10 protein-coding genes are annotated in these 11,622 nt (G+C 27.9%); 3 read left to right on the top strand and 7 right to left on the bottom strand.

The features are described 5' to 3' along the window. Positions 1 to 86: 86 nt before the first annotated feature. The 7 genes from Q0138_RS08715 to Q0138_RS08685 form a co-directional block, all read right to left on the bottom strand. Positions 87 to 476, bottom strand: a complete 390-nt coding sequence (locus tag Q0138_RS08715; protein ID WP_297983512.1) for a hypothetical protein — start codon at positions 474 to 476, stop codon at positions 87 to 89. Between the two features lie 293 nt (positions 477 to 769). Next, positions 770 to 1,555, bottom strand: a complete 786-nt coding sequence (locus tag Q0138_RS08710) for a hypothetical protein (RefSeq protein ID WP_297983508.1) — start codon at positions 1,553 to 1,555, stop codon at positions 770 to 772. A 245-nt stretch (positions 1,556 to 1,800) separates the two neighbouring features. Then, on the bottom strand, positions 1,801 to 2,211 hold the full coding sequence (locus Q0138_RS08705; protein WP_297983505.1) for a hypothetical protein: 411 nt from the start codon (positions 2,209 to 2,211) through the stop codon (positions 1,801 to 1,803). Between the two features lie 388 nt (positions 2,212 to 2,599). Next, positions 2,600 to 3,613 carry an A24 family peptidase gene (locus tag Q0138_RS08700; RefSeq protein WP_297983502.1) on the bottom strand — a complete coding sequence of 338 codons (1,014 nt, stop codon included), beginning with the start codon at positions 3,611 to 3,613 and terminating at the stop codon, positions 2,600 to 2,602. 831 nt (positions 3,614 to 4,444) lie between these two features. Next, a complete protein-coding gene (locus tag Q0138_RS08695; protein WP_297983499.1) occupies positions 4,445 to 5,038 on the bottom strand; it encodes a ribbon-helix-helix domain-containing protein in 594 nt (197 codons plus the stop codon). Positions 5,039 to 5,416: 378 nt separating this feature from the next. Then, entirely contained in the window at positions 5,417 to 7,039 is a 1,623-nt protein-coding gene (locus Q0138_RS08690) for a CTP synthase (protein WP_297983515.1), read from the bottom strand. A gap of 369 nt (positions 7,040 to 7,408) precedes the next feature. Continuing rightward, a complete protein-coding gene (locus Q0138_RS08685) occupies positions 7,409 to 8,494 on the bottom strand; it encodes an acyltransferase (RefSeq protein WP_297983496.1) in 1,086 nt (361 codons plus the stop codon). Between the two features lie 312 nt (positions 8,495 to 8,806). Between Q0138_RS08685 and Q0138_RS08680 the strand changes: the two genes are divergently transcribed. The 3 genes from Q0138_RS08680 (at position 8,807) to Q0138_RS08670 (ending at position 11,518) form a co-directional block, all read left to right on the top strand. Continuing rightward, positions 8,807 to 10,171 carry an MATE family efflux transporter gene (locus Q0138_RS08680; protein ID WP_297983492.1) on the top strand — a complete coding sequence of 455 codons (1,365 nt, stop codon included), beginning with the start codon at positions 8,807 to 8,809 and terminating at the stop codon, positions 10,169 to 10,171. Between the two features lie 33 nt (positions 10,172 to 10,204). Continuing rightward, complete coding sequence (locus Q0138_RS08675; RefSeq protein ID WP_297983489.1) at positions 10,205 to 10,702, top strand: MarR family transcriptional regulator; 498 nt, start codon at positions 10,205 to 10,207, stop codon at positions 10,700 to 10,702. Between the two features lie 204 nt (positions 10,703 to 10,906). Further along, a complete protein-coding gene (locus tag Q0138_RS08670; RefSeq protein ID WP_297983486.1) occupies positions 10,907 to 11,518 on the top strand; it encodes a TetR/AcrR family transcriptional regulator in 612 nt (203 codons plus the stop codon). The last annotated feature ends 104 nt before the right edge of the window (positions 11,519 to 11,622 follow it).

Below are 11,622 nucleotides of genomic sequence, written 5' to 3'. Positions count from 1 at the left end.
AAGAAAATAAAATAAAAATAAAGAAAATAAAAATAAAGAAAATAAAATAAAATAAATTAAAAAAATATTTAATTAAAACAAAAAAATTATAAGGAATGATTTTTTACATCAGAACTTGAGTCATAATCATCTGAAGTTGGAATACTGGTGTATAATCCATCCGAAGAATCGTCAGACAAATCATCATCAAGATCAGAATCATTTTCATATCCATTACCATAATCACTTAAATCATCAGAATCCTCTTCAACCCCATCCAAATCAACAGAATCATCACTGTCATCAATATCTGAAGAATTCAATACAGAATTATCATTTCCAGGAATTTGGATAAAATTTGACAATGCAAAAACTGCAATAAGACATATTAAAAGAATTAAAATCCAACCGACAATACATTTAATGTTGTCTGTATTTTTAATAAATCTTTTAAACCTTGATTCGGACCTAAAGTCCATATGACGGTCATTTCCCATTTTTTACCCCCTTTAATAATGAAAAATAAATAAAAAAAACTTTTAAAATCCTAATAAAAACAAATTAGAATAAAAAAAAATATTTAAAATCCTAATAAAAAACAAATTAGAATAAAAAAACCACTGCAAATCCTAATAAAAAACAAATTAGAATAAAAAAAACTTTTAAAATCCTAATAAAAACAAATTAGAATAAAAAACTTAAAAACTTAAAAAAATAAAAATATAAAAATATAAAAATTCTTTAAAATTACTTACAAGAATAAATAAAGAAAATCATTAAAGATAAAAGCTTATGCCCTTTTTCTTCTTATTTTCCTAGTAAAATTGGTTAATGACTCTACATAAATTCCTGCAATTGCCACAATAACACCAAGAATACCTGTTATAAACATTATAACATAATTAGGAACCAAATGATTTGAATAATAATGTATGGAATCTTGGACAGGACCTTCAATGGAAACTATTGTATAATGGTTTTCCTTCAAGTAATCCCTTACCTCAAGAACATCATTGGCATTTACCTTGACCTGAATATGAACAAATGCAAATTCAGATCCAATTCCTGCAGTGTTTGATAGCCAATTTACCAATGAACCAAGTGTGGTTGTTGAACTGGCCTCATTTTTCAAGTCTACAGAAATGTTATTTTCACCTACGGTAAAGGTATCAATTTCAGAATCTGCCTTAAGATGCTCATTGATTATATACCTCGTATTATTATTGATATTACCCGTTTTCAGCTCAAAACCATTTGTGCTAACTGAATTAACGCCAGCATGATTGGAAATTTTAGTGGTAACATCACTGATGTTTGAGGTTGATGGAATATTAAGGTTGATTACCTCACTGTCCATGGTAAACAATCCCTCCAAATTGCCTATTACATATGGGGTCTCTTCATAAATAGGATAAATAAAGAAATATCCTCCTATAGCACCAAGCAAAAAACCAATTGCAATAATGGAAACAATTTCCCTTCTGCCGACCAAAGGTGACAATATGCCCATGGAGAAGGCGAAAACCATTATTATAATGAAAAGAATTACAAATATAATTCCGGCAATCAAATCCATCTGAAATCAACTCTTTTAATAAATTTTTATATTTTTTAATAATAATAAACATTAAACCTATATAAAGGTTTTCAAAAGATAAGAAATTTTATCTATTACTATATATTAAGAATTTTTATTAATAAATCTTATGAAAATTAAAAAAACATTGAAAAAAATTAAAAAACAGTTTATAAAAAATGAATAAAAATTATATTAAAAAAGACTAAACAAGGATAAATTAAAAAATAATGTAAATTTATTGATTAAACTAATTTTGAAACTTCCATCAAACCAGAATCATCATTCCATTCAACCAAAATCTTATGAAATCCCTTTGAAAGCTGAATATTTGAATTTAAACTAGAACAGTCATAGTCAACACTAATCCGTTTAGATGAATCAGACAAGTTAAGATTTAGATAAGCAAATCCTCCATCCGAATTAGATGTAAAATGAATATTTACATCCTGGTTGAAATTTACCAAGACAATTCTTTTGGATCCCTTACCTGAATTATAGGAAAAGTCAATTGCGTCAGCAATCTTATTTAATTCATTTTTTGCATTTAGAGAATCAATTATGTCCTTGGAATAGTCAATTGTTATTGAAAGTAGAGGAATTGTAACTAAAGTGATTATTAGAATCACCATCATTATGCTAATTATATATTCCAATGAGAGTTGTCCTTTATTATTTAAGTTTAATGAAAGTTTTTCTTTATTATTAAACTTTTTTAAAGTGTTTCCTTTAAAATATAATATTTCTAAAAGTTTTTCTTTAATATTTAATTTTTTAAAAGATTTTTCTTTATTATTTAATGAAATATTTTTATTATAAAAATTTAAAAGATTTTTAATCATTTAAACACCTGAAGTAAAATAAATTATACTTAAAATCAAATTTAAAAAATAAATTAAACTTTATATGAAAATTTAATTGGTAAATTAACATTAAACTTAATAATTTAAATTAAACTAAACTTAATAATTTAAATTAAACTAAAATTAAAAATTAAAATTAAACTTAAACTTAAAAATTAAAATTAAAAATTAAAACAAGCCATTAAAATAATGTATGGGAAATAATATAAATCAAATCGCCGAATACTAAAAAGACCACGAAAGCTATTGTCAATGCAGGAACAAAGGGAATTCCCATTTTTATTTTAAACTTATCATCATCAAGATATCCCTTTTCAAAAAAGCAATTCAGGATTTTTAAATCATCTCCCGTTAAACCAAGCATACTAGATGACTTCAAGAAATAATGATTAGATCCTTTCACCTTATATGCATCAAGATTGACCTCCAAAAAATCCGTCCTAGGCAAATCCTCCGAGTCTAAAGACTCCTCATAATCATCTCTTGCATACTTTATCAGATGATATGCCTTTTCATTTGTAAAATAATACTTGTTTAAGACCATTCCTTCCTTTAAATCTTTTTTATCAATGGTTTTGTTTGTCAATTCTTCCAAATACTTAAATCCATAAAATTTTCTATTATAAATCAGGCTTTTATATACAAATATAAAATCTGCCAAAATAAAAATTATCTTTAAGTCATTTTTCCTATGTATTTGAATTAGAATCCAAATGAAGAGCAATGGAAAAACCATTAAAATAGCATTGAAAAGTATGGAAAATATTCTGGGATAAAATATAAACTGGTTTATATAATTGAAATGATTTAAGGCCAGTGCAAGATCTGGAAAATTAACACTATTTTTCAAATCAAATATTGGATAAAATAAAGTCAATTTAGAATTGTTCAACTCCAAAAAGGATAATGACAATGCCATGCCTACAAAGAGCTTTAAATCACCACCACCCCAAAAATTGATATTCCAAAGTAATAGAGAGATTAAAAAAACAAAAAGAGCTAGAATTAAAGAGAATAAAAAATAGCTGAAACTATTCAATAAAATTGAAAAGATCATATTGATTAGAATAGCAAATGATATTAGGATAAGACTTAATTTATTGGGAACTATCGCAAATCTTAAATCATAACTACTGGCCACTATTAAAATGACCAAAACAAAGAATAAACTAAAATTAACTACAATCGAGAACATATTATCTGAATTTAACTAAATAAAATATTATCAAGATTCAAACTATTAATGCTATTTTTAAAACAAATCCCTTAATATATGATTTAAGCGAAGAAAGATTTTATATGGAATTTGTTTAAAAATATTTAAATACTTTCAAAATTTTCCAATAATAAAGTCCAATCCTACATCATTTGAAATTAATAGAATGGATTAAATTCAGGAGGTGAACTTTGAGACATCCTATTAATTAAAGATTTATTTAATGGATAAGGAGGTGTGAATCTTCTATAGGACCCATCAAATAAATCTTAGTTTTTGACTAAAAAATTCTTTTTAATCCAATTCTTTATAGGCGCTTAGGTTAAACTATTTTTTGGTGAAATTTTATTTTTTGTATCCGAATTGATTAACCTAAGACAAATAAGTATTAGTTTCTTTAAATATTTAAAGTTATGGTTTTTTTCAATGAAATATTGATTTTATGTTGTTAAAATTTAAAAATAATAAAAAATTGATTTTAAAACGTAAAATTAAATTCAAATAGGAAAATTTAATTAAAATGGGAAAATTTAAAAAAAGCAATAAAATTTAATTAGATGGCAAAAATTTAATTTGATAATAGAATTTAAAAAAATTGAAAAAATTGAAATCGTTTGTAAAAATTTAAAAAATGTGAAAAAAAAGATTTAATTACTATTTTACTATAAAACAAGAAAAAATTAGTTTTATTAAAAAAAGATTTTAAATAAAGTTTTATTAAAAAAAAGATTTAAAAATAAGTTTTATTAAAAAATAACTTCAAAATACTAAAAAAAGATTAAAAAAAAAATAAAAATAAAGGGAAAATAATTAATTTCCAACATAGCTATAGAAGTCAGAAACAATTACAGATGCGTCACCCACAATCATCCCCTTTGATTTGGAAATCAATCTGTCATTAAAATTGTAGTTTAATGAAATGTAATCATTATCCCTAGACTTTGATTCAACAATCAAACGTTTTCCCTTGAATTTAATTAGTTTTCCCTCATCAACCAATTTAGAATAATCAACTTCACCATTAAACAATTTTTCAAAGATCTCCTCATCGGTGATTAACCTGACTATCTTACCCTCACTTACCAAATCCATTAAAATAAAATTTACCAATTCAAAATCCAAATCAAGATTTAAAGCCAATTCATCCAAATAACAATTTTGGTATTTGATAAAATAAGATAAAATTTCCTTTTTTGCTTCATTATAATCTATATCTCTCATTCGTGAAACCTTATATACTTTTAAATAATCACGAATAGCTTCCCTTAGAAAATCTGAAATGCTTAAAAAAGCACCAATATCCACCAAGGATACAAGCTCTTCATAGACATTTATTGGAACTTTCGTTGCAATTGTTTTTCCAATATCTTTATTATTCTTATTAATTTTATCCTTTTCACTCATATAAACCCTCCATAGATTTATTTTAGAAATATGTTTATAAATTGAACTTAATAGAATATAAAAGATTTTGAAATGCGAAAAAAAGAAAAATAAAAAAAGCACAATCGTGTAAATGCACAAAAACACAATTGTGCAATTGTGCAAAAACACAAAAATGACATTTAAAAAAAGAGTGAGAATAAAATAAAAATTAAAATAATAAAAAGAATTTAAACTTATAAAAAAAGTTAAAAAGAAATTAAAATAATAAAAAAAGAGTAAAAAAAGAATTAAAAATAAATTAAACTAAAAAAAAGTAAAAAAAAGAATTAAAATAATAAAAAAAAGAGTTAAAAAGAATTTAAAATAAATAAAAAAGAATCAAAGATAATAAATTAATTATTTATTATCAAATGCTGCTTGAACAAATGAAGCAAACAATGGATGTGCCTTATTTGGTCTGGATTTAAATTCAGGATGGAATTGACATCCGATAAACCAAGGATGGTCAGGCAATTCCACAATTTCAACCAAGAAATCATCAGGAGTTGTTCCAGCAATGCGAAGACCGTTTTCAGTTAAAATGTCCCTATACTCATTGTTGTATTCAAATCTATGCCTATGTCTTTCCTGAATATTTTCCTCTCCATAAGCTTCCATAGTCTTTGTGCCTTCAAGCAATTTACAATCATAGGCACCTAAACGCATGGTTCCGCCCATTTTCTTGATTTTCTTTTGCTCTTCCATCATGTCAATTACAGGATATGGAGTTTCTGTATTGAATTCAGTACTGTTAGCATTTTCCATACCGATTCTTCTTGCAAATTGAATTACCATTGAATGCATACCTAAACAGATACCGAAAATAGGAACCTCATTTTCAATTGCATAGTCAACAGCCTGAAGCTTGCCTTCAACACCACGTTCTCCAAATCCTCCAGGGATTAGGATTCCGTCGAATTTGGAAAGCTCCTCTTTAAATTTGGCCAATTCATCATCATCTTCCACATCAACATCGGAGGAAAGATATTCAATTTTCATTTTAGCTCCGATTTTAGCTGCAGCATGATGTAGAGATTCTCTAATACTGATATATGCATCTTCCAATTCAACATATTTTCCAACAATGCCTATCTTAACATCAGGATCTTGGATTTTTAAGGCATTTACAACCTCTGCCCATTCATCAAGAGTGTTTTTATCATTTTCAAAGTCAATTCCCAATTTTATTCTATCGGAAATGTATTGGCCTGCATTCTCTCTGTCTAAAACCAGAGGAACTTCATAGATTGATTGTGCATCAGGAGTGTTTACAACAGCTTTTGGTTCAACGTCACAGAAGTGGGCAATTTTATTTTTAAGGTCATCATCAATAGGTTCCTGACTTCTTAAAACGATCATGTTAGGGTTAATACCCATACTTCTTAATTCCTTTGTAGAGTGTTGGGTTGGTTTTGTCTTGAATTCACCGGCAGCATTCAAGTAAGGAACGAAGGTTACGTGAACAAACATTACATTGTCAGAGCCTTCCTCGTTTCTCAATTGTCTTAATGCCTCTAAGAATGGTTGACTTTCAATGTCCCCTACAGTACCTCCAAGTTCAACAAGAACCACATCATAGTCATCCTTGGCGGAAATTTCACGGATCATTTCCTTGATTTCATTGGTGATATGAGGGATAATCTGTACACAAGCACCTAAGAAATCACCATTTCTTTCCTTAGTAATAACAGACTGATAAACCTTTCCTGTAGTAATGTTTGAAATTCCTGGAAGTTCAACATCCAAAAACCTTTCATAGTGACCTAAATCAAGATCTGTTTCCATACCATCATAGGTTACAAAAACCTCACCATGTTGATATGGGTTTAAGGTTCCGGAATCCCAATTCAAATAAGGGTCAATCTTAATAGCTGCTACATGCAAACCATATGAACGCAAGATACGTCCAATGGACGCTGAAGTAATTCCTTTTCCAATGGAACTAACTACTCCTCCTGTTATTACAATATATTTTGTCAGACAAATCCACTCCTAATAATTTTTAACTGTTAAATGATAATGGAATATTCTTTAAATTAAGAATAAACATCTTATAAAGAAATATAAAGAAATATAAAAAAATTAATAAAAAAATTAATAAAAAAATTAATAAAATAATTAAAAAAATTTATAATATTTTTTATAATCTTAATAATAAAATATTAGTTTAATTTATTATATAAAAATTTTGTATTTTATTAAAATTTGTAAAAAAATAAGTGAATTTTACAGTTATTTTTGAAAACAATTTCAAGAAAAATTTAAAATAAAATAATAATAAAAATTATTGAATTTATTTAAAAAAATAAATAAAGTAACGAAATGAATTTAAAATAAAAAAATAATAAATTATTTAGCGCCAATAAATCTGTTTACATATTTTACCTTATTCAATAAATGCATAGTTATTAAGGAGCTAAACAAAATTAAAAGAGTCAAGACAATTACCAAACTGTAAAACTCATAATAAGGAACTATTTGAGCATAAACACATAAAAACAATCCTTGAATCAGATAGATTCCATAACTGTACTTAGCAGTCAGATTAACGAATTTCCTAAACCAACTGTCCTCTCTTTTTAAAAATCCCCAATTTAAGTTAAACTTATTGAAATTCTTAAACAATAGAAATACTCCAATTACCTCCAATGTTATAGGTATTGAATATCTGTTTATTGTCTTGAAAAATCCTGGATAGGAATATGCTGTTGTAATGACTACTATTAAAAGTCCTGAAAGAATAATCAGAGCCAAGGCAAAGTAGGGATTATTTAGAATCTTCCTTTTGGTGTGGCGCAAGTAATACCCTGAAACAACCAAACCTAAAGGACTTGTAAAGTAGGATAACTTGATTGGAAAATCAATATTTAGGGTAAAGTCAAATAGACATGTTATCAACCAGAAAAAGAGGAAATATTCAACCTCTTCCATTTCACAATTGGCAAGCCACTTATTGAAAATAGGCATTATAAGATAAGTTCCCAAAATCATCCAAAAGAACCAGTAAGGTGAAAATCCCGGAGATTTTGCCATAAACACTCCATACATGAAACGAATGATTGAGTTTGTATCAAAATAGAATATGAACTTAAAACCAAAGTAATAGGATATTATTATTGCAATTATTCCTGTGATCAATCCCCAAAAAAGAAAAGGCTCTACAATACGAGGAATTCTTTTCCCTAAAAATTCCCTGATTGTCCATTGCCTACCTAAAGACAATGCACCTGCAAGCATAAGGAACAAATCCACTCCAATCCTAAAGTTGTTTCCAGTTATTTGAGCAAAAATCCACCGAAGTGATGGAATTGGAGCATAATCACCAATCACATGCATTCTTGTAACTGCATAAACATGTACAACAATTACAGTGATTATTGCAACAGCCCTTAATGCATCAAAATAGAAAATGCGCTTTGATTTATTTTTAGTCATAAAATATCAAATCCTATATTAATTTCTAAAATTTGACATTAATAAATTTAAGCACTGAATGAAATTTTTTTAATATGCATAATCCATTAAAATATTATTCAATAATTAAACTCAAAAAACTAGTCATTTTTTATTTAGATTAGTCCTTTTTCATTAAGATTAATCCTTTTATTTAAAATAGAGTCCTTTTTTATTTAGATTAATCCTTTTTATTTAAAATAGAGTCCTTTTTTATTTATATTAGTCCTTTTTTATTTACATTTATATAAAATAAAATACATAGTTTACTTGTAAAGAGTTAAGGAGATTAATATGAACGAAAATGAAGACATAGACTTAATCGTAAATCATCCGCAAAAGGCCATAAACAAATTGGCCTTGCCTATTATCATAAGTAACCTTTTCATGATGATGAACAACATCATCGACGGGATTTGGGTAGCTGGACTAGGTCCAGGACCACTGGCAGCTGTAGGATTCGTAACACCTCTCTTTCTTGCAATGGTAGGATTTGCAAATGGACTTGGAGCAGGTTCCAACAGTTTAATTGCAAGATATATTGGTGCTGAGGAGTATGAAAATGCCGGAAACAGTGCAATTCACTCAATAATGTTAAGCATAATCGTTACAGTGCTTACAACCATTTTAATCCTTGTGATTCTAAAGCCGCTCCTTATCACAATGGGTGCAAGTGATGTATTGAATGAAACAATGACCTATGCCACAATCGTAATTCTAGGTTCATTTTCAGTATTTTTACCTGCAATGATGGCTGCAATATTCCGTTCTCAAGGAGAAATCAAAAGGGCATCCTATCCCTTAATATTAAATGCTGGAATAAACATGATTTTAGATCCAATATTCATTTATGGATTGAATCTAGGTGTTGGAGGAGCTGCCATTGCAACAGTGCTTGCAGGAACATTTGCAGCAGTACCTATGGCTTATTGGATGTTTATTAAAAGGGACAGCTTCCTTGAAATTAAGATGAAAGAATATAAAACCAATCTCACAATATATAAGGATATTCTGGTGGTTGGAATTCCTGCAAGTATTGAACAATTCATCGTTTCATTTGTATCAATCTTAATGAATTACTGGCTGACCATACTTTCAGGAACAGTTGCTGTAGCTGCATATACTGCCACATGGAGACTTGTTTCAGTTGGAATTGCACCGATTATAGGAATTGGAATAGCTGCATTGACTGTAGGAGGAGCTGCATATGGAGCGAAAAACTATGAAAACCTTAAGACCGCATTGAACTATGGGGTAAAATTAGGTCTTGCATCTTCAATAATTGTCTGTGCAACATTTTTCATTTTTGCAGATCCATTATCATATATATTCTCCTATTCAACAGACAGTGCACTATTGGCTCCAAGAGTTGTTGAGGCACTGAGAATCCTTTGTTTCTTCCTCCTTCTAATGCCATTGGGAGCAATATCCGGAAACATTTTCCAAAGTATGGGAAAGGGAACAAGATCCCTTGCATTAACCATATTCCGCTCCTTCATAACTGAAGTAATCTTTGCATGGCTATTCGGATTTGCATTTGGATGGGGAGCTATTGGAATTTATGTAGGATTGGTAATCGGCATGAGTTTAGGTTCAATTATTGGATATATCTATATAAATTACTACCTAAAGAGAAACAGAAGCTATTTTAATGATTAATGGACTAAACAGCAAGTATTAAGGAGTTTTTAGATGTCAGAAAATAGCAAAGAAGGATTTGGAGATTCCTGTGCAAACAGCCAGAATTTTGATTCAATTTTAAGGGAAATGCCAATTCCAGCATTGCTTTCCCTAATGAAAAAGAATTATAATGAATACATGGAGAAAAATCTGGAAGAGGACGATATCCAGATTGGCCAAATTCCAATTTTATTTGTCTTGAAAAAACATGATAAGATAAGTCAAAAGGAACTTGCAGAACATTTGCATTATTCAGAAGGACTTATAACACGTTTTATAAAAAAACTGGAGGAAAACATGTATATAAAACGGAATGTGAATCCTGAAAACAAGCGTGAAAATATAATCTCCATCAATCCCAAGGGTGAAAAGCTAGTTGATGAAATCTCTGAATATAAGGACAAATGGGAGATGGAAGTTTTTGACTTTTTATCACAGGATGAATTTTTTGAATTTAAAGAGAAATTGGAAATAGCCATAATAAATTCAAAAACCATGTTAAATAAATAATTTTCCAATTAATCCCTATTTTTATTTTTTTTACTTTTTGCACACAATTAAATAAGTTTAAAAACAAGAATTTAAACTAAAAAAAAAACACAACCACAATTAAATAAGTTTAAAAACAAGAATTTAAACTAAAAACAATCTATTTTTAAAAAATATCAATATTTTTATAGATACATCCGATTATTCATCGAAAGATTTATATGTATGCAAGTACTTACTTACATTATGAAACTTAAAGATGAAAGTACTGAAGATAAAATCATCAATGCTACTTTTACCCTTTTAAAGGAAAATGGGATTTCCAAAACAACAACCCGCAAAATAGCCAATGAGGCGGGAGTAAACGAAGTTACCATATTCAGGAAATTCAAAAACAAGAAAAACCTTTTAAATGAGGTAAAGGAAGTTTATTTCCAATATCTTCTTGACTTGCTAGATGAAATCTTTGATTATGATGAGAATATATCCATAGAGGATTATATCAAATCAAGATTCAATGCAGTTATTAACTTGTCCAATGATGAAGTAAACATCATCAAAATAGGATTGCAGGAAACCGAGATTATTCCTATTGAAAATGACTATATAAATAGGATCACATCCAAAGTCATTTCAAAATTAAGCGGTTTTTTCAAGTTAAAAATGGAAATGGGTGAAATGAGAGAACTAAATTACAATGTTCTCGCCTTAAACGTTTTCAGCATTTTATTCGAATCCATCGTGCTTTGGAAAGTCTTTGATAAAGATCCTAAAGGAGACATAAATCAGTACTGTAATGATTTTATAGACATTCTATTGAATGGAATTTCAAACTAATTATTTTTTAAAATTCAAAAAAGAAAAATGTTTTTTAAATATAAAATTAAATATGATTTAATTTATTTTAAAAAAAAACCTTAAATAAAATAAAATTTTTATTT

The organism is uncultured Methanobrevibacter sp. (assembly GCF_937906425.1).
Classification (GTDB): domain Archaea; phylum Methanobacteriota; class Methanobacteria; order Methanobacteriales; family Methanobacteriaceae; genus Methanobrevibacter.
Note: the sequence above shows the minus strand (reverse complement) of the source record. Positions and strands in the feature narration are given on the sequence as shown.

Bases quoted from the DNA above. Each gene is read 5' to 3' on its own strand.
- Q0138_RS08675 (WP_297983489.1), top strand. From the start codon at position 10,205: ATGTCAGAAAATAGCAAAGAAGGATTTGGAGATTCCTGTGCAAACAGC.
- Q0138_RS08685 (WP_297983496.1), bottom strand. From the start codon at position 8,494: ATGACTAAAAATAAATCAAAGCGCATTTTCTATTTTGATGCATTAAGG.
- Q0138_RS08680 (WP_297983492.1), top strand. From the start codon at position 8,807: ATGAACGAAAATGAAGACATAGACTTAATCGTAAATCATCCGCAAAAG.
- Q0138_RS08695 (WP_297983499.1), bottom strand. From the start codon at position 5,038: ATGAGTGAAAAGGATAAAATTAATAAGAATAATAAAGATATTGGAAAA.
- Q0138_RS08715 (WP_297983512.1), bottom strand. From the start codon at position 476: ATGGGAAATGACCGTCATATGGACTTTAGGTCCGAATCAAGGTTTAAA.
- Q0138_RS08700 (WP_297983502.1), bottom strand. From the start codon at position 3,613: ATGTTCTCGATTGTAGTTAATTTTAGTTTATTCTTTGTTTTGGTCATT.
- Q0138_RS08710 (WP_297983508.1), bottom strand. From the start codon at position 1,555: ATGGATTTGATTGCCGGAATTATATTTGTAATTCTTTTCATTATAATA.
- Q0138_RS08670 (WP_297983486.1), top strand. From the start codon at position 10,907: ATGCAAGTACTTACTTACATTATGAAACTTAAAGATGAAAGTACTGAA.